We start from the raw sequence: 21,182 nt of genomic DNA on the forward strand, positions 1-21,182 counted from the left end.
GGCGAGCAGGATCGACGTTCGAGTACCGTGCGGCGGCGCCCGGCCCAGGCCACCGTCCGCCATCAGAAGATCGCTCCGTCCCACAGTCGTAGGCTCAGCAAGCCCCACAGGATGTAGTAGAGGAACGCCCATACCAGCAGTCCCCAGATCGCTGCCGTCCACCACTTGGTCTTGGCGACCATGAACAGGTACGTCGCGGCGAAGATCGGCGCGAAGATGAGGAAGCCGAAGGCCCAGAGCCCGAGTATGAAAGCCAGGAACTGCGCCACCACGATCGCCAACTGACGTGGACCGGCTTCGACGATCTCCGCCTCCTCGGCTTCGGCCGTCTTCTCGCGAAGCGCCACGATCGTGGAACCGCTGCCGCCGATATCGTCGCCCGCCATGGCGGAGGTGCTCGCGCCCGCCGGGTCCGGCACATCCGTCGACCTCCGTTTACGCACGAGGACGGCCACACCGCTGACCGCGATACCCACCGAGAGCGCCGCGAGGATGAACGAGATGGATTGCGGCACCGTCGCCGCGCTGGTGGGTAGATCCGCCGTGCGCACATCCCAGAACGCGACTGCGCCGAGCACCGCGAAGAACCCGGCGAGGAAGATGTCACCGCGAGAGAACGGCCGTGCCTTCGCCGTCGCATCCACCCGGGCTCGACGCCGATTCCGGTAGTAACGGATCAGCGGGGATGCCAGGCTGATCGCCGCGATGACCGCCAGTATGACCACAATCGGCCGGGTCAGCCACGCCGACGGTTCACCGTAGATGTTGTTGGCCAGGAAGAAGTTCGCCTCGGCCAACTTGCCGAGCACCAGTCCGATCAGCATGGGCGCGACCGGCCAGCCCAGCCGCTCCGCCCAGAACGCCAGTAGCCCGACGAGGACCATCAGCAGAATGTCTTCGAAGCGGAACGATTCGGTGAAGCTGCCCACGGTGATGAAGACCAGCAACAGCGGCACCAGCAGCGTCTGGCGCATGTCGGCGAGACCCGCGATGCGCTTGGCCAGGAGCAGGCACAGTCCGACACAGAGCAGGTTGGCGATCACGATCGTCCAGACCATGCCGAAGGTGACGTCGACATTGGTGGTCAGCAGGTCGGGACCGGGTTGCACGCCGGTGATGATCAGTGCGCTGACCAGGATGGCCATGGCGCCGCTGCCTGGTATGCCGAACGCCACGGTGGGGAGCAGGCTGCCACCCTCCTTGGAGTTGTTGACCGAACCGGCGGCAAGCAGACCCTCGATCGACCCCTTACCGAACTTCTCCGGCGTCTTGGACGATTGCAGCGCGTGCCCGTAGGCGATGAACTGTGCCGAAGTGCCCCCCACGCCGGGGATCAGCCCCACATACGCGCCGATGAGACTGGTGCGCAATACCAGCCACTTGTGCCGCCAGGTGTCCTTGGCGCCCTCGAGCCACGAGTTGATCCGTACCGGCTGATCGCCGATCTCCGATCGTGCCGGCAGCATCGACGCCAGAATGGCCGGGACGGCGAACATCCCGACGACGACGGGAACCACCGGGATTCCGTCGAGCAGGTAGAGCGAGTCGAAGGTGAGTCTGGTCTGCGCGGTGGCGATGTCCTCGCCGACCGTGGCGAGCAGGACCCCGAGCGAAGCCATCGCCAGACCCTTGGCCATGTTCTTGCCGGACAGTGCCGCCACCGTCGTCAACGCCACCACCGCGAGCATGAACACCTCGGGCGGTCCGAAACTGAGGACGAGCGGGCGGACCAGGGGTACCGCCAGGGCCAGGCAGAAGGCCCCGAACCACGCACCGACCAACGAGCTCGTCAGCACGGCACCGATGGCGCGTCCCGCCTGGCCCATCCGGGTCATCGGATAGCCGTCGAACACCGTCGCCGCCGACGACGCCTCTCCCGGTATCCCGAACAGAACCGAGGTGACGTCGCCGGCGGTGGCGCAGGTGGCGTGCATCGCTAACAGGAAAGCAACGGCCGCAAGAGGTTCCATCGAGAACGTCAGCGGCAGCATAAGTGCCATGGTGGCCGCACCGCCCAGGCCGGGCAGCATGCCCACCGCGAACCCGAGCAACGTGCCGATCAACATGTAACCCACGGTGGGCCACACGAACAGCGCACCCGCGCTGCCCAGGAACGAGCCCAGGCCGTGCAAACCGTCAGCGATCATGAACGATCAACGCTTCTTACTGTGAGTCGGATTCGATCTGGGTGAGCACCGGGGCGACCACCGACGGATCCGCGGTGACATACTTCGTGATTCGCTCCGCGACCGTCGCACCGTCGCTGGGCACCACCGCGTACAGGGGTTCGGCTTCCTTGACGTAGTCTTCGTCGGCGTTCATCTCGTCGAAGGCGGTGCGGTAAGCCTGAACTGCCTCTTCGGACAGTCCGGGAGGACCACCGAAGGAACGCGCGAAGCCGTACCGGGTGAGGATCACTTCGAGAAGATCCTGTGACTCGGGAGAGGCGTTCTTGAACAGGTCGGATGCCTTGGGGACACCGCTGAGTTCAGGAGCCGACAGCGCGGGCGCGTCGGAGAGACCGACCGTGACCACGGGCAGCAGTACGCCCTCGTCGATGAGATCGCGTTCCTCGTCCTCCAGGCTTTCCCATGTCGTGACGATGGCGTCGACCTCTCCGCGTTCAATGGCCAGCCGACGCTCGCCCTCGTACCCGAACACCGTGTCGAACTTCCATCCCAGACCGCTGGCCAGAGTGGCCTGGACCAGGTGCGGCCCGTCTCCGGGTGAGCGCTGGGCGATTCGCACCCCGGGTCCCTCCGTGAGCGGGGCGAGGTTGTCCTTGGTGATACCTGTCCGGGTGTGGACCAGAAGCACGTTGGTTGTCACCGTGGGGCTTCCGAACCACTTGAACTTCGACGCGTCGTACCGAACGCCTTCGGCCTCGCCTTCGCCGATCAGGTTGTAATGGGGTACGGCGACCGAGAACACACCGACCGAGGTGCCGTCGGCGGGCGCTTGGGTGTAGGCGTAGTTGGCCATCACCTTGTCGCCGCCTCCAGGCATGTTCCTGACGATCACCTCCGGGTTCCCCGGCAGGTATTGCCCGATGTGGCGAGCGATCACGCGCGCGGTGGTGTCGTGCCCGCCGCCCGCCTCCTGTCCGACGAGAATCTCGACCGTCTTGCCCTGCAGGGTGAAAGCCCCGTCGGAGGACCCGGTCTCGGCGGGTTTGTTGATGCACCCCGAAAGCGCGGCGGCGACCACTACGGCCAGGCCGCCTACGAACATTCGGCGTGAGGGGTTGCGACTCATACAAGACTCCATCGACTTGTCGGAGCGAATCCGGCCCGAATGGGGTATTCAGGCGGATTAGGATACTTTTTGGAGTCTAGAGTTTTGCGCGCGAGAGTCAATAGCTGACGGCAGATTGCCGGGAGTCGACCTCAGCGACGGGAGCCCGAGATATAGCCGGAGATCAGCGCGACGGCCAACCCGCCCAGGTAGCCGCCTCGCGGGCCGCCGTGCACACCGACGACGTCGCCGGCCGCCCGCAGCCCGGGCAACGGTTGTCCGTCGCGGCCCAGCACCCGGCACCGAGCGTCCACCCGCACACCGCACATCGTCGCGGTGATGCCGGGAAGCACTCGCATGGCATACCAACTGGACGAATCCGATGCCCCGCCCGCCCAGGCTGCCACGGACCATTTCAGTTGAGCTCGCGGAATCCTCAGCTGCACAGCTATATCCGTGATCGAAGCCGGACCGATGACCTCGGCGCCCCGTTCGATCAACTCCGTCACGTCCCGCAGATGCCCGTCGGTCTGCGTCGCCCGCGGGGAACCGTCACTGTCCCGCTCGGCGGACGCCTCCGCGTGCGTGCGGCTGTCGAACACCACCGTGAAGCCGGAGGGGTCGCCGGTCCTCACCATCGCGTTGACCAGAGCGATCCCGTTGTCGGCGTTCGGGGTGAACGCATGCCCGTCCCGGTCGACCAGCAGACCGCGCCTGGCCACCGCGTCGACGGTCGGCTGAGGCCAGAGTCGAGGTTCCCGGGCTGCGGTGGCGGACAGCAGATGACCGTAGACCGCCGACGACGGTTCGGTCAGCGCGGCACCCGCACCGATCAGCAGACGCAGACCATCCCCGGCTGCCGATCGTGTGGACCGCAGGAAGACATCGTCGGCGTGCGGGCCCACGAACGCGCGCATCATCGTGGGGTTCGCTTGGAAACCGCCTGTGGCGACGATGACACAGCGACCGATCAACTCCTCCCGGCCGGCGACGCCCACGTGCCATCCGTCGGGGCGATGCCACAGCGCGTTGGCCGACCCGGCCGTGCGTTGGACTCCGGCGACGCGCGCCCGGGCCCGCAGGGTGGCCAACGCGATCTCGGCGCCGCGGTCGGGCTGGGCGGTATCCCCGCGCGCCTCCAGCCAGGGTTGGCAGGTGAATCGGTCATGAGGCCGAGGACCTTTCGGCGCCAGGTCGACGCCATGGCCGGCAAGCCACCGAATCGCCGGCCCGCAGTTCTCCGCCAGTTCGCGCGCCAGTTGCGGGTCGACCTCGCCGTCGGTCTGGTCGACCATTCGACGCACCAGCTCCTCGGGCGGTTCGTCCATGGCGCCCCATGCCAAGTGGAAGACCCCACCGGAGATCCGGCTGTTGGCGCCGGCACCCTGGTCGGGATCGGGATCGATCAGCGCAACCGACCGGCCCGCTTCCCTGGCGCGCAGGGCCGCTGTCAGCCCGGCCAGGCCGCCGCCGAGGACGACCGCATCAAACACGAACGTAGACTTCGCCGGCCATCAGGCGGCGGGCGGTGCGGACCACGGCGACGGATTCGACCGACCCGTCCGCGCGGTGGCGCACTTCGGCCGCCGCCACCCCCTTCGGGTGTCCCACTCGAACCCATGAGTCAGAACGCTCCCCGCGCAACCGGTTCGGCACCGTGCCCGCGGTCACGCCGGCGACTGCCGTGCATATCAGCCCGGTCAGGGGATGGGCATGATGCATCCGTTGCAGCGAGAACACCCGAGCGACGAAATCGAGCTCGCCGGCCGTGACCGCGGTGCCCTGCGTTGTCCGGTAGTCGGCGGCCCGCGAGATCACCGAGACCAGCGGCAGGATCGGAGACGCCAACGCTGCGACCGCGCCCGGCTCGATCAGGCCGAGGTGCAGCGCTCCCGCCGAACGCACCGCTTCGATCTTTCCCAGCAGCGCGTCGTCCGAGTTCACCTGCGCGGGAAGTACTGCCCCGTCCATCTCGAGGTAGGCGGCGTCGACGAACATCACCAGGTTGGCGGCATCGACGAACGTCGCCTCCACGGCCCCGAACGGCGTCTCGACCACATCCACCGGATTCCCGGTGGGCAGCACACCCTTGCCGCGGAACTTGCCCACCGGATCCAGGTACTCGTTGATGATCCGGGCGCCCGGCCGTGGCACCCCGGCCACCTCCACGTCACCCTGTACGGCGGCGCGTCCGTCCACCACCGGCACCGTTGCCCGGATGTTGGTGCGCGTGTTCTCGTTGTAGAGCACGAAGGTCGTCTCCGGCTCCGTGGCAGGCACCAGGCCCTCGTCGACCACATAGGCGCAGACCGCCGACGTCAGGTTCCCGCTGTTGGGCTTCCAGTCCACCAGCGGATCCCGCACGGCCACCTGACCGAAGAGGAAGTCCACGTCGACACCCGGTCGCTCGCTGCGCTTGACGGTGATGATCTTGCTCGTCGATGAGCTGCCACCACCCATGCCGTCGATCTGCCCGACGTCGGGGCTGCCCATGATCTCCAGCACGACGGCGTCACGCTCGTCCCCCGGCGGCGGCAGGTCCTCATCGCGGACCATCAAGCCCTTGCTCGTCCCACCGCGCATCCACACGGCCGGTATACCTCGTTGCGGCATGCTATTTCACCTTGACAATCGCTTCGCGTAATTCGTTCTTCTGGACTTTTCCGGTGGTGGTCCGCGGCAGCGCCTTCACCAGCCGCACCGACTCCGGCCAGTACTGACGCGCCATCCCGAGTGTGTCGAGGTGGCGGCGTAACGCCTCGATGCCGAACTCGCGACCCGTTGCGGGCACCACCACCGCGCACGCACGCTCACCGAGCCGTTCGTCGGGAATGCCCACCACTGCGACATCGGCCACCGCGGGATGGGCCGACAGCGCGTTCTCCACTTCGAGTACCGGAATGTTCTCACCGCCGCGGATGATCATGTCCTTCACCCGTCCGGCGATCCGCAGGTTCCCGTCCGCGCGGAGTTCGGCGAGATCGCCGGTGTCGAACCATCCTTCGGCGTCGAGTGCGGCCTCGTAGAGATCGTGTCGGGGGAAGTAGTCGACGCACTGCGACGCACTGCGTATCCACAACTTGCCCACCGTGCCGGCCGGTTGCGGCCGGCCCTCGGTGTCGGTGATCTTCAGTTCCACCCAGGGCAACGCCGAACCATCGGCCTGGTCGTTCCCGCCGCCGGGGCGGGTCATGGTGCAGACGCCGTTCTCGGTCATGCCCCACGCCATGGACACTTCCGCACCGAGTTCGGCCCGGACCCGGGCGCGCACCGCGTCCGGCACCGCGGCTCCCCCACTCTTGAAGGCGCGCAGTGAAGTCACGTCCAGGTGCAATCGCTGCTGTGCATTGCAGAGGTCGATCATGAACGGGGTGGCACCCGAGGCGAAGGTGACGCCGTGATCGCCGATGAGGCGCAACGCGGAGTCCGGGTCCCACTTGTCGAGATACACCGCCGTCATGCCCTCGGCCAGCGGCATCACACACCCGCCCAGGAACGCCGTCTGGTGCGCCATCGTCGACGGCGCGAGAACCACGTCATCAGAGTCGAGTTCGGCCGCGATGGCCGTCGCCCGATATGCGGCGAACAGCGTGTTGAAGGTGTGCACCACCCCCTTGGGCTCACCGGTCGTACCCGAGGTGAACTGCACCTGCGCCACGGACGCGGGGGAGACGTAGTGATCTCCCGCGACACCGTCGGACATCAGCTCGGACTCGAACCCACACGGGTCACCCGCGCGACCGACGGTGATCACCGGAACTTCCAGGCCCATGACGTCGTACATGGCCCGCAGCTCGAACCCGCCGATACGCGACGCCACCACACACAGGCTGCTGTCCACGGCGCGGATGGCGTGGGTGACCTCGCGCTCGCGGTGAATCGGCAGGATCGGATGCACCACGGCGCCCAGCCGGGCACACGCGAAGACCAGCACCGCGAACTGCCAGCAGTTGGGCAGCTGAAACGACACCACCGAACCGGCCGTGACGCCGCGCGCCCGCAATCCGGCTACGCACCGGCTGACCCGCTCGGCGAGCTCGCCGTAGCTGACGGTCACCGTCTGACCGGTGTCCACCTCGTGCGCCACCACCGCGATATGACCGGGTCGACGGGCAGCCCACTCTCTGAAGTCGTCGCCATAGGTCCGATCGGCGCGCCACCACCCACGCTCCAGGTAGGTGGCGCACCGCTCTGGGTCGCCGACGGTGCGGACTGCGATGGCCACCTAGTCGACCATCGTCAGGCCGCCGCTGACGCTGAGCACCTGACCGGTGATGTAGGACGCGGCGTCGGACGCCAGATAGGCGACGGCAGCGGCGATTTCGGACGGGTCGGCCAACCGGCGGAACGGGATGGCCCTGATCAGCGCTTCCTGGATCTTCTCCGGTTGGTCATGGAACAGCGGGGTGTCGGTCGGCCCCGGGGACACGCAGTTGACGTTGATCTTGTGGCGCGCCATCTCGCGGGCGAACGCCTTGGAGAACGCGATCACTCCGCCCTTGGCGCCCGCGTACACCGCCTCCCCCATGCTGCCGACGCGGCCCGCGTCACTGGCGACGTTGACGACGTGCCCCGGGGTTCCTGCGTCGACGAGGTCGGGGACGAAGGTGCGGCACATGGCCAGCACACCGCCGTAGTTGATGTCGATGACCCGCTGCCAGAAGTCGGGCTCTGTGCCCAGGAACGGCTGTCCGATGTTCCAGCCGGCGTTGTTGACGATGACCGTCGGCACACCGTAGGCGGCGTGGATCTCGGTGCGCATGGCCCGCACCGATTCGATGTCCGCGACGTCGGAGCGGAACGCGCCCGCGGCGCCGCCCTCCGCCTCGATCGTCGCGACGGTCTCCTTGGCGCGGCCTTCGTCGAGGTCGGCCACCGCAACGGTGGCGCCACCCGCGGCGAGTCGCCTGGCGATCGCCCGCCCGATGCCGGAACCGGCGCCCGTGACCACCGCGATCGTGCCGTCGAGTTCTGTCATGCTGATTCCTTTCGGGCGGAACTGCTCTTCTTTCTACTGCTGAGGAATTCGGTGAGGATGCCCGCCGTCTCCGGGTCGCCGTACAGCTCGCGACTCGCAGTCAGTTCCCTGGCGTAGCCATCCGGGCTGGGCGCGTCGAGTAGGCACTCCTTGGCCAACGCCATCGCCCGGGCGGGGCGTTGCGCGAGCTCGCGGGCGAGGTCGCCCGCGGCCGCGGGTGCGCCGTCCGGGCAGAAGTCCGCCAAACCAATCCGGTCCGCCTCCGTCGCGTCGATCATGCGGCCGGTGAGGACGAGCTGCCGAGCCCTCGCTCGGCCGACCACGGCCGCCAGCCGCTGAGTGCCTCCTGCGCCCGGAACCAAACCCAGCGTGGTCTCCGTGAGCCCCATCTTGGCCTCCGCGCCGGCAAGGCGGAAGTCACAGGCCAGGGCCAGTTCGAGGCCGCCGCCCAGGGCGAGGCCCTCGATCACGGCGATCGTGGCGAACGGCGCTCGCTCCAACGTGTCGAGGACATGCTGGAAGCGACCGGCGAAAGCGACCATCTCGTCGACGCCGCCGTCGCGTTCGGTCGCGGCCTGAAGCATCGCGATGTCGGCGCCTGCCGAGAAGAACCGCGGATTGTCGGAGCGGATCAGCAGGCAACGGGCGCCGGAAGTCTCGCTGTACTCGATCGCCGACTCGAGCAGATCGAGCATGTGAAGATCGAACGCGTTCACGGGTGGACGCCGTAATCGGACGGTCGCCACCGCTTGCTCGCGGACTAGTTCAATCACAACCGGCTCCACTCCCTTTCCTGATAAAAAGTATCCTACATATACCTATTGTTCTAGCGGAAGGGCATGCCATGCCGCAAGGTCACCGATGAGCAGCCGACCCTCCCCGATCGTCGCCATGGTCGCCCTCACCATCGCCGCCTCGGCGGTGGGCGCACTGCCCCTCAATCTCGTCGGTGCCCTCGGCTTCCGCATCGAGGAAGATCTCGCCCTCTCTGCGGCAGGCATCGGGGTTGCGGTTGCGACTTTCCGTCTGGTGCAGGGTGTTTCGGCATATCGTCTGGGCGGTACAGTCGATGTTCTCGGAGCGCGGCGCGCGCTGTGTGTGGCCACCGCGCTCACCGTCGTCTGCTCACTGGTGATCACGTTCGGCGCCCGGTCGCTCGCGGTGTTGATGCTCGCCATGGCCGTCGGCGGCATCGGCAAGTCGCTGATGCAGCCGGCGAGCAACCGCATGGTGGTGACCGAGGCTCGGGACGACCAATACGGCATCGTGATCGGCTTCAAACAGGCCGCCGCACCTCTGTCGACGTTGCTGGCGGGACTGGCCGTGCCACTGATCGCGATGACGTTCGGCTGGCGATGGGCATTCGCCGTCACCGCCGTACTGGCCACGTTGTGCTGCGTGCTGGTCCTGCGCTTCATGACCGAGGAGCGATCGGGGAAGGCGAAAGCCACCAAGAAGGAGCGGCCACCACGTGACGAGCTCAAACTGCTGGCGCTCATCGGAGTCGCGATGGCGTTCGCCAACGCCACCAACTCCATCATTCCCGCCTTCTGGGTGTTGGGCGAGACCCGGGCGGGCGCCGACCCCGCCCAGGCGGGCGTGGTGCTGGCGGCGGCCAGCGCCCTTGCCATCGTGGTGCGCGTCGTCAGTGGCATCGCCTGCGATCGGCTGCCGGGAGATCCGATGTTCCTGTGCGCGGCGATGCTCTTCGTCGGTGCGATCGGTATCAGCACGTTGGCCTTCGTCGATTCGAACACCATCCGCAGCATCGGCTTGGTCGTCGGGTACGCCGGCGTGTGGGGCTATCCGGCAGTGCTGTGGTACGCCCTGCTCCGTCGGTTCCACCGCACGCCCGGATACGTCACCGGACAGGTCACCATCTATTCCTTGGTGGGCGGCTCGTTCGGGCCGGTCGCCTTCGGCGTGGTGGCCGACGCCACCTCCTACGGTGTGGGGTGGATCCTCACTGCGTCCCTGGCTGTCGCCGCGGCGACGATCATGGCGCTGTCTGCGTCTCGGATGCGCAGCTCGAGCTGATCAACGAGCACGCCGCCGGGGGCTCCGGCACCAGGGGTTCCGCCTCGCCTCCTAGCCCACGATCTCGTAGACGGCGGCCAGGCCTTGACCGCCACCGATGCACATCGTCTGCAAGCCGTACCGCGAGCGGCGACGCTGCATTTCGCGCGCCAGCGTGGCGAGCATGCGTCCGCCCGTGGCGCCGATCGGGTGACCGAGTGAAATCCCGGATCCGTGGACGTTCGTGCGCTCGCGGTCTGCGGATGTGAACCCCCACTCGCGCATGACCGCCAGGGCCTGCGCGGCGAACGCCTCGTTGAGCTCGATCAGATCCATGTCGGCGAGCGTGAGACCCGCCTTGCCCAGGGCCGCGGCGGAGGCCGGCACCGGTCCGATGCCCATAGTTTGCGGTGGCACACCGGCGACTGCCCAGGACACGAGCCGCACCAGCGGCGCCAACCCGAGCCGGGCCGCCTTCTCCGGAGTCGTCACAATGCACATCGACGCGGCGTCGTTCTGGCCACTCGAGTTTCCCGCGGTCACCGTCGCGTCCGGGTCGTCGCTCCGCATGATGGGTTTCAGACGGGCCAGGGATTCCATCGTGGTGTCGGCACGCGGATGTTCGTCGGTATCGATCACGTCATCGCCGCCGCGCGAACGGACGACGACGGGGACGATCTCCTCGGCGAGGACGCCGTTCTTCTGCGCCGCGACAGCACGCCGATGTGATTCGACGGCCAGCTCGTCCTGTTCGCTGCGGGTGATCCCGTATCGGCGCCGCAGGTTCTCCGCGGTCTCCAGCATTCCGCCGGGCACCGGATGGTGCCGACCACCTGCCGTGACGCGGCCGCGCGTCAGCCCGTCGTGCACGGTGATCCCGGTTCGTGCCCCGCCCCACCGCATATCGGTGGAGTAGAAGGCGACATTGCTCATGCTCTCCACACCACCGGCGATCACCAGATCGTCGCCGCCGCTGCCCACCTGCAGTGCCGCCTGAATGATGGCCTGCAAACCGGACCCGCAGCGGCGGTCGACCTGCACACCCGGGACCGTCACCGGCAGACCCGCGTCCAGGGCCACCACTCGACCGATCGCGGGAGCCTCGCCGCTCGGGTAGCTGTGCCCGAGCACGACGTCGTCGATGGCATCGGGCGCGACACCGGTGCGCTCCAGCAGACCGCGCAGCACCGTGACGCCCAGCTCCACGGCCGACAGCGACTTGAACATGCCGCCGTACCGACCGATGGGTGTCCGGACCGGCTCGACGATCACCACCTCACGCAAGACCATCGCCTCCCTGTGTTCTCACGAGCATTGCTGCGCATGTGTGATCTACGTCATTGTCGCAGGTCACGTGATGAATCTAACGGTCCCCGGCAGTGCTTTCGTGTTGCCGGGCTTGTTTAATGGAATGCATAGACAAACAACGTAAAGAGGAGCAGCAGTGACTTTCACCGAACGCTTGGAGCAGGCCCGCACCAACATCGCCGAGATCTTCGAGGTCACGCGAATCGGCGTCGCGCTGCAGAACCGCGAGATCTCCGCCGAGCAGGCTTCTGACGCCATCGCTCGACTGGGCGCCAAGCCGATGAGCCGCGACGACCTCGAACTCGCCGCTCACTGACCGCTCATCCGAACACCGGAATCTTCGCCAGGCCTTGCGGCCACTGCAGTTCGGCAAAGGTTCCGAAGAGGTAGAACGCCAGCAGCACCGATGCCACCGAGATGGCCGTGAACCTCGGAGCGGCCTTGGCATCGAAATGCAGCAGGAGCGTGAGCACCACCGCCGACGCGATCACCATGCCGATCACGTAGGTGGCGGCGACATACGCGACCATCACCGCGAGGTAGAGAACGCTGATGCCGAGGACCTTCACGGTCAACGCATCGGATGTCGCCTCCGCGGTGGTGGCGTAACTGCGCGTGTCGCCGCGGCTGGTGCGGACGAGCCGCACCACCTCCCGGGCCAACAGCATCGACATCAGCACCGTCGCGACGGCGCCGGCGGCCAGTGGTGCATACATAGCGAGCGGATGGAAGCTCAGTGCCTCGTAGGCGTAGAACACGCTGACGGCCAACAGAAGCGCGCAGAGTGCGACCCGGAACGGGCCCTCGATCACTCGATCATTCACCGCCCGGCCTCACTGTCGAGATTCGCCACCGCTTTTGTCCTCCGCATCCGTTGGAACATCGGCACCGCCACCACGACCGCCACGACGACGAGGCCGATGGTGATGACGCCGGGGCGATACATCCAATCCGCGCCGTAGCGACTGATCGACAGGTGCAGGTACCGCTCGATGCTGGGCGCCAGCACGAAGCCCACCACCGCCGGGGCCCGCGGGATGTTCGCGATCTTCATCGCATAACCGAGTACGCCGAGGCCCAGCACGGCCAGCAGGTCGCCGAAGTTCAGCGACGCCTGGTAGGACGCGGCGAAGAACAGGACCAGCAGGAACGGCGCGAGCAGTTGTCCGGGCACCAGGGTCACCCGAGCGATGTAGCGCGACAGCGAGAAGCAGGTGACGGTGGCCAGTACGTTGGCCAGTACTAGCGCCCACACGACGAGCATCAGGATGTCGAGGTCCTGCTCGAGCATCGCCGGTCCGGGAGTGAGCCCCAACAGCACTATCCCGCCGAGCATCACGGCCGTCGACCCGCTCGACGGGATGCCCAAGGTGAACGTCGGAACCATCGATCCACCGTCGACGGAGTTGTTCGCCGCCTCCGGGGCGATCACGCCGCGGATGTCGCCGCGGCCGAATCTGCTTTTGTCCCTCGCCGTTTGACGGGCCATGGCGTACGCCATCCAGTTCGCCGCGGTTCCGCCGATTCCGGGGATGACGCCGAGAGTCGTCCCCAGTAGTGAACTTCGGATGACCAGACCCTTGTGCTTGCGCACCTCACTGAAGCCGTCGAAGATGCTGCCCTCGATCTTCTCGGTCTTGGCGATCGCGGTGCGATTGACCAACAGTGAGATCACCTCGGGCACGGCGAACAGTCCCATGGTGACGATGACGATCGATACCCCCGAGTACAGGTACAGGGAATCGAAGGTGTAGCGGTACTCCGGGTAGGCCGGCGCCCCTCCGATCAGACCGATCATGACTCCGAGCACCGCGGCGGCGAACCCGAACAGCGGATCGCCTTTGACCAGCGCGCCGACGGTGGCCAGCCCGAGCAGCGCAAACATGAGTAGCTCCGGCGTGCCGATGCCGCCGATCAGCGGCCGCGCCGCGGTGATGACGAACAGGAAGGACACGGCGCCGATCAGCCCTCCGATCAGCGACGAGGAGAACGACGCGCCCAGCACCCGGGCGGCCTGTCCCTGCCTGGCTAGGGCATGGCCGTCGAGAATCAATGCCTGCGAGCCGCCCGAACCCGGCACGCCGATGAGCACCGACGAGAAGGTGTCACTCGTGCCACCCACGGCGGCCATGCCCACCAGCATCGCGATACCGGCCTCGGGCTCCATGCCGAACAGGAACGGGAGCAGCAGCGCCATTCCGGAGCTGCCGCCGAGCCCCGGCAACACGCCGATGACCAGCCCCACGGCGACGCCCACCAACAGATAGCCGAGAACCTCGATGGTGAACAGGTTCGCCATCGCGGTGGTGGCGGCGTCAAGCATGGTGCACCCGGACCAAACGAGTCATTGGGAACGTCCTATCAAGTATCCTGATTATCCCACTTGTAAGGAGTGCACCATTAGTTGGTCTCGCCGTCAAGAAGTCGGCCGAGACCTCGCCCGAAGGAGGACAGTGAACACCGAAGCCACGGAGACGCCGAGCGACCAGCGCCTGCTGATCGAGATCCTGGACATCGACGGACCCCTGCGTCCGGAGGTGATCGCATGGGTGCGCACGGAAGTCGAACGCCGCTCGTCGAATCCCGATCTCGGCGTCGTCGAACACTGGGTCGCCGTCTCTGACGATTCCGGGGCACTGGGCGAGGAACGGTCGCGCGTCCTGCTGATGCACCACCCCGTCGCCCCGGTCGGGCAGATCCCGCTCCCTGACACCCCCCCGGATTGGTTGACCATGCGCCACACCTACGACGCCGAACCAGTCAGCCGGCTACGCGCCGACGGCCGACCGGAACCCGGCACCGCCAACGGCCTGCGCTTCGTCGCGATGAACTGCGCCGAAGGGGCAGAGGACGAGTTCCACGCCTGGTACGAGGAAGACCACCTGCCGAAGTTCAGCCACGTGCCCGGCGTCCTCGAGGGCCGTCGGCTGCACTCCCCCAACTCACCGCGCAAACATCTGGCTCTCTACTGGCTGGAGGACATCGACATCGTCGGCATCCCCGAATGGAAGGCCGCCGCAGGTACCGAGTGGACCGCCGAGATGCGCAAGAAGACCTTCGACCGCGACCGGATCAACTTCGTACCGTTCCCCAGCGGTCAGGTATGAGCGAGCGGATCACATCACAGCCCGCCGCGATCACCGTCTCCGGCGACGGGCGCCTCCGCGTTCCGGAGACACCGATCGTGCCGTTCATTCGCGGCGACGGGATCGGTGTGGACATCTGGCCCGCCACACAGGCGGTACTCGACGCGGCGCTGGCCAGATCGGGACGTTCCATCGCGTGGAGAGAAGTACTCGCCGGCCGGCGCGCCTTCGACGAGACCGGTGAATGGCTGCCCGAGGAGACCCTCGACGCGTTCCGTACGCACTTCATCGGGATCAAAGGGCCGCTGACCACACCTGTCGGCGGCGGCATCCGATCCCTCAACGTCGCCCTTCGCCAGCTGCTCGATCTCTACGCCTGCGTCCGGCCTGTGCGTTACTTCCCCGGCGTGCCGTCTCCGGTCAAGCGTCCGGAGCTGGTCGACATGGTGATCTTCCGCGAGAACTCCGAGGACATCTACGCCGGTCTCGAGTTCGAGGCGGGCTCCCCTGAAGCCGATCGGTTACGGCAGATGCTCACCGAATTCGGCGGCCCCTGGGGCGGATTGCACCCGGGCACCGGGATCGGCATCAAGCCCATCTCCGAGAACGGATCGAAGCGGCTCGTACGGGCCGCCCTGGATTTCGCGGTGAGCCATGGGCGCAAGCGGGTCACCCTGGTGCACAAGGGCAATATCATGAAGTTCACCGAGGGGGCTTTCAAGAACTGGGGCTACGAAGTCGTCGCCGAGGAATACAGCGATGTCGCGGTCACCTGGTCAGAGTGCGACGGCGAAGCCGGCGACAAGATCCTGGTGTTGGACTCGATCGCCGACATCGCGTTCCAGCAGGTGCTCACCCGGCCGTCGGAATGGGACGTCATCGCCACCATGAACCTCAACGGCGACTATCTGTCCGACGCGCTCGCCGCGCAGGTGGGCGGCATCGGCATCGCCCCCGGCGCGAACATCAACTACCGCACCGGTCATGCGATCTTCGAGGCGACCCACGGCACCGCCCCGAAGTACGCCGGACAGGACAAGGTGAATCCCGGTTCACTCCTGCTGTCGGGAGTGATGCTGCTCCGGCACCTCGGTTGGCATGAGCCCGCCGACGGCGTGGTGCGGGCGATGGAGGAGACGATCGCCTCCGGCATCGTCACCTACGATTTCGCCCGGTTACGCCCCGACGCAACGCAAGTCACAACCTCACAGTTCGCAGAGGCGATCATCGCGCGGCTGTGACCGGGCACCCGGAGCCGCGCGCACCCGCCGTGCGCGCGGCTTCTGTCATTTCTCCGCGCCCGTTCGATTGAGGTGGTATCAGTAGATTTCTGATACTAATTACCCTGCATTCAGTACCGAGATCACAAGGAGCGCGATGCCCACTAACCGAACTCTGCTCGCGGTGGCCGCGGTGGCGACGCTGACACTGTCCGCATGTAGCGGCGGGAGCGGCGGCGGCGCTGACGACGGAGCCTTCTATGCCGGCGAGACCATCGAGCTCATCGCACCGGTGTCCCCCGGTGGGTCCGTCGACGGCGTGGCCCGCCTGTTCGCCAAGAAACTCTCCGAACACCTCGAAGGCAACCCGACGGTCCAGGTGGTCAACATCGACGGCGGCGGTGGGATTCTGGCCGGCAACGAGTTCGCCAACAAGTACCGGCCCGACGGCAAGACGCTGATGCTGATGACGCAGGTCTCCGTGCTGCCGGAGATCCTCGGCATGGACGCGGTCCAGTACGACCTGGCCAACATGACGGCGGTGTGGGCGGCCAATCGCGGTCAAGCGGTCATGATGGCCAACACGAGCACCGGAATCACCGACGTCAAGCAATTGGCCGACGCGCCAGGCAAACTCACCATGGGGACCATCTCCCCGGCCGGCGCAGACCTCCCGTCGGTGGTGAGTCTGGAAGTGCTCGGGCTGCTCAACAACAAGGTCGAGGTCATCAGCGGCTACGAGAACGGCGACGCGGTGCGCAATGCATTCATGGCCGGCGAGCTCGATGTCCACTTCGACCGATCGTCCGGCTATGTCAAGGAATTCCAGGGCACCTATCCGGCCATCTACACCTACGGTGAGACCGACGGACAGGGCAACGTCACCCGGGACCAGGTGGTACCGGACGCTCCCGACGTCGGCGAGGCGTACCGCACCCTGTTCGGCAAGGAACCCTCCGGCGAAGCGTGGGACGCCTACGTCATGCTGCTGAACATCCTGGGCCGCGGCGGCTACTCGCTGCAGACCCACAAGGAGGCCCCTCAGGAAGCCGTTCAGGCGCTTGACGCCGGGATCGCCGGCGTCGTCGCCGACGCGGAGTTCACCGAGGAACTCAAGGGTTTCATGGGTCCGTTCCCGAACGAGATCACCGGCGACGAAGCCAAGCAATGGGGGGAGAGCGCCTCCGACGTGGACCCCGAGTCGTTGCAGTGGGTGCAGAACTTCCTGTCCACCAACTTCGACATGAAGTTCAACTGAGAGGACGTGATCTCATGACACCCACACCGGTGGCGGTGGTGACCGGGGCCGCGCGCGGAATCGGCGCGGCGATCGCGTTGCGGCTCGCCCAGGACGGCCACGCGGTCGCTCTTCTGGACCGCGACGCCGGTTCGTGTGACGAGGTCGCCGACAAGGTGCGTGCCACGGGCGTCGCAGCAGTGGCTGTGGCAGCGGATGTGTCCGACGAGGATTCGGTCTCGGCGGCGGTGGGCGCCATCGCCGAAGAACTCGGTTCGCCGACCGTACTGGTGAACAACGCCGGCATCCTGCGGGACAACCTTCTGTTCCGGATGTCCTCCGACGACTGGGACGCGGTGTCCGGGGTACATCTGCGGGGTTCTTTCCTGATGACCAGGGCCGTCCAGCCGTACATGCGCGAAGCGGGCTTCGGCCGGATCGTCTGCCTGTCATCGACGTCGGCGCTCGGCAACCGCGGCCAGGCCAACTACGCGGCGGCCAAGGCAGGCCTGCAGGGCTTCGTCAAGACCCTGGCGCTCGAGTTGGGCCCTTCGGGTGTCACCGCGAACGCGGTGGCGCCCGGGTTCATCGTCACCGACATGACGCGGGCGACAGCCGAGCGCCTCGGCCAGCCGTTCGAAGAGTTCGAACGGGCGAAGGCGGCTGCCATACCGGTGCGCCGGGGCGGTACCCCGGAGGACGTCGCACACACGGTCAGTTACCTGGTCGACCAGCGGTCGGGCTTCGTCAACGGACAGGTGATCTACGTGGCCGGCGGGCCGCGTTGTTGAGCCACTGACACAGATCAGCCCCGGGGCGGCGCCCCGGGGCTGATGTGTTGCTGTCTGTTGCCGGTCAGCGGAAGGCCGCGATACCGGTCACCGCTTGCCCGATGCTCAGCGCGTGCATCTCCTCGGTGCCTTCATACGTCGCCACGGTTTCGAGATTCGCCATGTGCCGCATGGTCTGGTGGTCCAGGGTGATGCCCGCGGCGCCCAGCATTCCGCGCGCCGTGCGAGCCACGGTCAGCGCGGCGTTGACGTTCGCGAACTTGCCGTAGCTGATGTGTGCCGGCTCGGCGCGGTGCTCATCCTTGAGTCGAGCGATCCGCAGGGCCGCGAGCGCCGCGTTGTTGACGGCCACGACCATGTCGGCGAGCTTTCGTTGAGTCAGCTGGAACGACGCGAGCGATTTGCCGAACTGCTTGCGCACCGTGGTGTAGTCCAGCGCCTCCTCGTAGCACGACCGTGCCGCACCCACGACGCCGCACAGGATGCCGAAGCGGGCCTCGTTGAGGCATGTGAGCGGGCCCTTGAGCCCGCGGACCTCGGGGAACATCGCCGATGCGGGTAGGCGCACATCGTCGAGTACGAGCTCGGCCGTCACCGAAGCACGCAGCGACAGTTTGCGTTTGATCGGGACAGCGGTGAATCCGGGGGTGTCGGTCGGGACGACGAAGCCGCGGATGCCGTCTTCGGTGCGCGCCCAGACCACGGCGACACCGGCGAAGGTGCCGTTGGTGATCCACATCTTCGACCCGTTGAGCACCCAATCGCCGCCGTCGCGGCGGGCGGTGGTGCGCATGGACCCGGGATCGCTGCCGGCCTCGGCCTCGGTCAGGCCGAAGCACCCCAGGACGTCGCCGGTGGCCATCTGCGGCAGCCATTCCGTCCGGTGCTCCTCGGTGCCCCAGTGATGGATCGCGAACATCGCGAGTGAGCCCTGCACCGAGACGAAGCTGCGCAGCCCCGAGTCGATGGCCTCGAGCTCTTGGCACGCCAGGCCATAGGAGACGGCGTTGGTACCGGCACAGCCGTAGCCCTCGAGGTGCATTCCGAACACCCCCAGCTTGCCCAGACCGGAGGCGATGTCGCGGGGTACGTGGCCGGCCTCATACCACTCCGCCACGTGGGGGGCGAGCTCCGAACGCGCGTAATCCCGCACGGCATCGCGGAGTTCGCGCTCATCGGATGTCAGCGTGTCATCGATGAGCAGGTAGTCCCTCGGGTTGATCATCGTCCCTCCCACTGCGGTGTCTCCTTGGCGTTGAAGGCACGGTGGAACTCGGCGTGATCCTTGGTGGTCATCAGTAGCGCCTGGGTCATCGCGTCGAGCTCCATCGCGGAGGCGATCGGCATGTCGAGCTCGCGGGTGATCAGCGACTTCGTCTGCGAATAGGCCAGATACGGGCCCGTTGCCAAGCGCTGAGCCAGAGCGGCGACCTCATTGTCGAGGTCTTCGGGTTCGACGAGCTTGGACACCAGACCGTAGCTCTGCGCGGTGGCCGCGTCGATGGTGTCGCCGAGCATCAGCAGTTCGGTCGCTCGGGTGTAACCGATGGCGCGCGGCAGCAGGTACGCCGCGCCCATGTCACCACCGGACAGTCCCACCTTGGTGAACAGGAACGCGAACTTGGCCTTGGGCGTGCAGATCCTGAAATCGGACGCCAGCGCCACGACCGAACCGGCGCCGGCGGCGATACCCTGCACCGCGGAGATGATGGGCAGCGGACATTCCCGCATGGCCCGAATCGCATCGCCGGTCATCTTGGTGAACCCCATCAGATCCCGCGCGTCCATCTTGATCAGCTCGCCGATGATCTCGTTGACGTCACCGCCGCCGCAGAAACCCTTGCCCTCGCCCTTGATCACCAGCACCCGGGCGCCCTCCATATGCGGCAGCTGACCCAGAAGGTCCCGCAGGTCGGCGTAGCTCTCGAAGGTGAGCGGATTCATCTTCTCGGGCCGATTCAGGGTCACGGTGGCGACGCCGTCCTCGAGTTCGAACTTGAAGTGTTGCCACTTCTGGGTGATGTCCGCTGATGCACGGTACCGCATCATGCACTTCCCTCTCTTCCGGTGATATTGGTATCTGCCTTGGCACGTTGGGATTTCACGAGATGACGACCGATGATGGTGCGCTGCACTTCGGAGGCTCCCTCGTAGATCCGGGGTGCCCGGACATCTCGGTACAGCTGCTCCAGTAGGTGGCCGCGTTGCAGGGCCCGGGCGCCGTGGAGCTGCACCGCGCGGTCGACCACGTACTGCGCGGACTCCGTGGCCTGCAACTTCGCCATGGCCGCCAGGTAGGAGATCTCGCGCGCGGGACGGCCGCAGTCGTAGGCGGTGGCCGCCGCGTAGACCATCAGCCGGGCAGCGGCGGTTCTGGTAGCCATACCCGCGAGCTGATGTTGAACGCTGGGCTGATCGGCCAGGTACGCACCGTAGATCTCACGTTCCGTCGCCCACCCCACCGTCGCATCGAGAGCGGCGGAAGCCATGCCCACCGCGAATGCTCCGACGCTGGGCCGGAACAGGTCGAGCGTGCGCATGGCCACCTTGAACCCTTCTCCCGGTGCTCCGATCATGTCATCGTCGGTCACACGCACGCCGTGGAAGCTCAGTTCACCCAGGGCGTGGTCGGAGATCATGTCGAGAGGGCGCCCGCTCAAACCGTCGGCATCGCCAGGTACCGCGAACGCCGACACTCCCTTCGCCCCCTCACCGCCGGTGCGGGCGAAGACGGTGTAGAAATCGGCATCCGGGGCGTTCGAGATCCAGGTCTTGGACCCGTGTAGCCGCCACGCACCGGGGCCGTCGACGTCGGCCGACAGGGCCAGGCGCGCGGCGTCCGACCCGGCGCCGGACTCCGACAACGCGAATGCGGCGACCACTTCACCCGAGACCACGCCCGGCATCCACCGCTCGATGGTTCCGGGCTTGCCGGACTGCAGGATCGGATAACTGCCCAGGCCCTGCAGTGCCAGCGCGGTCTCGGCATGCGTGTCGACGCGCGCGAGCGTCTCACGCAACAGGCACAGCTGCATGGCGGCCGCGCCCTGCAATGGCTCGTCGGGGGCGCCTCCGAAGAGCGCGCGCAGCAGCCCGGTGTCGCCCAGTGACCGGACCAGGTTGCGGTCGACGCGCCCGGCTGCTGCCTCGACGTCGTGCCGCAGCTTGTGGCGGGCGATGTCGTCGACCCGCGCGACGAAAGCAAGCTGGTCCGGCGTCAGCGCGAACTGATGCATTGAGTGGTCCTCCAAACGCAGGCATTCCGTTATGCCAACCGTTTTAGCATAATAAGTACCCTAATACTACCGTTAG

19 protein-coding genes are annotated in these 21,182 nt (G+C 66.8%); 6 read left to right on the forward strand and 13 right to left on the reverse strand.

From position 1 onward, the window contains the following. Positions 1-62: 62 nt before the first annotated feature. The 7 genes from E4P42_RS16925 to E4P42_RS16955 all read right to left on the reverse strand — a co-directional run bounded on the left by E4P42_RS16925 (position 63) and on the right by E4P42_RS16955 (position 8,997). On the reverse strand, positions 63-2,147 hold the full coding sequence (locus E4P42_RS16925) for a tripartite tricarboxylate transporter permease (RefSeq protein WP_135127234.1): 2,085 nt from the start codon (positions 2,145-2,147) through the stop codon (positions 63-65). A 16-nt stretch (positions 2,148-2,163) separates the two neighbouring features. Beyond that, entirely contained in the window at positions 2,164-3,255 is a 1,092-nt protein-coding gene (locus E4P42_RS16930; RefSeq protein WP_135127235.1) for a hypothetical protein, read from the reverse strand. Between the two features lie 131 nt (positions 3,256-3,386). Then, positions 3,387-4,727, reverse strand: a complete 1,341-nt coding sequence (locus tag E4P42_RS16935) for an FAD-dependent oxidoreductase (protein ID WP_135127236.1) — start codon at positions 4,725-4,727, stop codon at positions 3,387-3,389. Further along, on the reverse strand, positions 4,720-5,847 hold the full coding sequence (locus E4P42_RS16940; RefSeq protein ID WP_135127237.1) for a PrpF domain-containing protein: 1,128 nt from the start codon (positions 5,845-5,847) through the stop codon (positions 4,720-4,722). Before E4P42_RS16940 ends, E4P42_RS16935 begins: the two co-directional genes overlap by 8 nt. Before the next feature lies 1 nt (position 5,848). Beyond that, on the reverse strand, positions 5,849-7,459 hold the full coding sequence (locus tag E4P42_RS16945) for an AMP-binding protein (RefSeq protein WP_135127238.1): 1,611 nt from the start codon (positions 7,457-7,459) through the stop codon (positions 5,849-5,851). Next, a complete protein-coding gene (locus E4P42_RS16950) occupies positions 7,460-8,212 on the reverse strand; it encodes an SDR family NAD(P)-dependent oxidoreductase (protein WP_135127239.1) in 753 nt (250 codons plus the stop codon). Next, the gene (locus E4P42_RS16955; RefSeq protein WP_135127240.1) at positions 8,209-8,997 is read right to left on the reverse strand and encodes an enoyl-CoA hydratase/isomerase family protein; all 789 of its coding nucleotides are present in this window, start codon (positions 8,995-8,997) and stop codon (positions 8,209-8,211) included. Before E4P42_RS16955 ends, E4P42_RS16950 begins: the two co-directional genes overlap by 4 nt. A gap of 106 nt (positions 8,998-9,103) precedes the next feature. On the opposite strand from E4P42_RS16955, the gene E4P42_RS16960 reads away from it, so the two are divergent. Next, positions 9,104-10,249 (forward strand): MFS transporter, encoded by a 1,146-nt coding sequence (locus E4P42_RS16960; protein WP_167759517.1) that lies wholly within the window; start codon positions 9,104-9,106, stop codon positions 10,247-10,249. Positions 10,250-10,300: 51 nt separating this feature from the next. On the opposite strand, the gene E4P42_RS16965 is transcribed toward E4P42_RS16960, so the two are convergent. Next, complete coding sequence (locus E4P42_RS16965) at positions 10,301-11,518, reverse strand: acetyl-CoA C-acetyltransferase (protein ID WP_371287047.1); 1,218 nt, start codon at positions 11,516-11,518, stop codon at positions 10,301-10,303. A 154-nt stretch (positions 11,519-11,672) separates the two neighbouring features. Here E4P42_RS16965 and E4P42_RS16970 point away from each other — a divergent pair, with 154 nt between their 5' ends. Further along, a complete protein-coding gene (locus E4P42_RS16970; RefSeq protein ID WP_135127242.1) occupies positions 11,673-11,852 on the forward strand; it encodes a hypothetical protein in 180 nt (59 codons plus the stop codon). Positions 11,853-11,856: 4 nt separating this feature from the next. Here the strand turns inward: E4P42_RS16970 and E4P42_RS16975 are convergent, their stop codons facing one another. Both E4P42_RS16975 and E4P42_RS16980 read right to left on the reverse strand, forming a co-directional pair. Beyond that, on the reverse strand, positions 11,857-12,360 hold the full coding sequence (locus E4P42_RS16975) for a tripartite tricarboxylate transporter TctB family protein (RefSeq protein ID WP_135127243.1): 504 nt from the start codon (positions 12,358-12,360) through the stop codon (positions 11,857-11,859). After that, on the reverse strand, positions 12,357-13,859 hold the full coding sequence (locus E4P42_RS16980) for a tripartite tricarboxylate transporter permease (protein WP_135127244.1): 1,503 nt from the start codon (positions 13,857-13,859) through the stop codon (positions 12,357-12,359). Before E4P42_RS16980 ends, E4P42_RS16975 begins: the two co-directional genes overlap by 4 nt. 130 nt (positions 13,860-13,989) lie before the next feature. Here E4P42_RS16980 and E4P42_RS16985 point away from each other — a divergent pair, with 130 nt between their 5' ends. The 4 genes from E4P42_RS16985 to E4P42_RS17000 all read left to right on the forward strand — a co-directional run bounded on the left by E4P42_RS16985 (position 13,990) and on the right by E4P42_RS17000 (position 17,870). Further along, positions 13,990-14,643, forward strand: a complete 654-nt coding sequence (locus E4P42_RS16985; RefSeq protein WP_135127245.1) for a hypothetical protein — start codon at positions 13,990-13,992, stop codon at positions 14,641-14,643. Continuing rightward, positions 14,640-15,863 carry an NADP-dependent isocitrate dehydrogenase gene (icd, locus tag E4P42_RS16990; protein WP_135127266.1) on the forward strand — a complete coding sequence of 408 codons (1,224 nt, stop codon included), beginning with the start codon at positions 14,640-14,642 and terminating at the stop codon, positions 15,861-15,863. Before E4P42_RS16985 ends, icd begins: the two co-directional genes overlap by 4 nt. A 136-nt stretch (positions 15,864-15,999) precedes the next feature. Further along, positions 16,000-17,100, forward strand: a complete 1,101-nt coding sequence (locus E4P42_RS16995; RefSeq protein WP_135127246.1) for a tripartite tricarboxylate transporter substrate binding protein — start codon at positions 16,000-16,002, stop codon at positions 17,098-17,100. A gap of 14 nt (positions 17,101-17,114) precedes the next feature. Continuing rightward, positions 17,115-17,870 (forward strand): SDR family oxidoreductase, encoded by a 756-nt coding sequence (locus E4P42_RS17000; protein ID WP_135127247.1) that lies wholly within the window; start codon positions 17,115-17,117, stop codon positions 17,868-17,870. A gap of 64 nt (positions 17,871-17,934) precedes the next feature. Here the strand turns inward: E4P42_RS17000 and E4P42_RS17005 are convergent, their stop codons facing one another. From E4P42_RS17005 to E4P42_RS17015, 3 genes are read right to left on the reverse strand one after another with little or no spacing between them, the layout of a single operon-like run. Further along, complete coding sequence (locus tag E4P42_RS17005; protein WP_135127248.1) at positions 17,935-19,095, reverse strand: acyl-CoA dehydrogenase family protein; 1,161 nt, start codon at positions 19,093-19,095, stop codon at positions 17,935-17,937. Next, on the reverse strand, positions 19,092-19,919 hold the full coding sequence (locus E4P42_RS17010; RefSeq protein WP_135127249.1) for an enoyl-CoA hydratase family protein: 828 nt from the start codon (positions 19,917-19,919) through the stop codon (positions 19,092-19,094). Before E4P42_RS17010 ends, E4P42_RS17005 begins: the two co-directional genes overlap by 4 nt. After that, a complete protein-coding gene (locus E4P42_RS17015; protein WP_135127250.1) occupies positions 19,916-21,106 on the reverse strand; it encodes an acyl-CoA dehydrogenase family protein in 1,191 nt (396 codons plus the stop codon). Before E4P42_RS17015 ends, E4P42_RS17010 begins: the two co-directional genes overlap by 4 nt. Positions 21,107-21,182 lie beyond the last annotated feature (76 nt).

It is taken from the genome of Mycobacterium sp. PS03-16 (assembly GCF_004570325.1).
Lineage (GTDB): Bacteria > Actinomycetota > Actinomycetes > Mycobacteriales > Mycobacteriaceae > Mycobacterium.

What these genes read in the sequence shown, in the direction of transcription:
- E4P42_RS16925 (WP_135127234.1), bottom strand. Translation starts at nt 2,147, where the DNA reads ATGATCGCTGACGGTTTGCACGGCCTGGGCTCGTTCCTGGGCAGCGCG.
- E4P42_RS16965 (WP_371287047.1), bottom strand. Translation starts at nt 11,518, where the DNA reads ATGGTCTTGCGTGAGGTGGTGATCGTCGAGCCGGTCCGGACACCCATC.
- E4P42_RS16930 (WP_135127235.1), bottom strand. Translation starts at nt 3,255, where the DNA reads ATGAGTCGCAACCCCTCACGCCGAATGTTCGTAGGCGGCCTGGCCGTA.
- E4P42_RS16940 (WP_135127237.1), bottom strand. Translation starts at nt 5,847, where the DNA reads ATGCCGCAACGAGGTATACCGGCCGTGTGGATGCGCGGTGGGACGAGC.
- E4P42_RS17015 (WP_135127250.1), bottom strand. Translation starts at nt 21,106, where the DNA reads ATGCATCAGTTCGCGCTGACGCCGGACCAGCTTGCTTTCGTCGCGCGG.
- E4P42_RS16995 (WP_135127246.1), top strand. Translation starts at nt 16,000, where the DNA reads ATGCCCACTAACCGAACTCTGCTCGCGGTGGCCGCGGTGGCGACGCTG.
- E4P42_RS17010 (WP_135127249.1), bottom strand. Translation starts at nt 19,919, where the DNA reads ATGATGCGGTACCGTGCATCAGCGGACATCACCCAGAAGTGGCAACAC.
- E4P42_RS16980 (WP_135127244.1), bottom strand. Translation starts at nt 13,859, where the DNA reads ATGCTTGACGCCGCCACCACCGCGATGGCGAACCTGTTCACCATCGAG.
- icd (WP_135127266.1), top strand. Translation starts at nt 14,640, where the DNA reads ATGAGCGAGCGGATCACATCACAGCCCGCCGCGATCACCGTCTCCGGC.
- E4P42_RS16950 (WP_135127239.1), bottom strand. Translation starts at nt 8,212, where the DNA reads ATGACAGAACTCGACGGCACGATCGCGGTGGTCACGGGCGCCGGTTCC.
- E4P42_RS17005 (WP_135127248.1), bottom strand. Translation starts at nt 19,095, where the DNA reads ATGATCAACCCGAGGGACTACCTGCTCATCGATGACACGCTGACATCC.
- E4P42_RS16960 (WP_167759517.1), top strand. Translation starts at nt 9,104, where the DNA reads ATGGTCGCCCTCACCATCGCCGCCTCGGCGGTGGGCGCACTGCCCCTC.
- E4P42_RS17000 (WP_135127247.1), top strand. Translation starts at nt 17,115, where the DNA reads ATGACACCCACACCGGTGGCGGTGGTGACCGGGGCCGCGCGCGGAATC.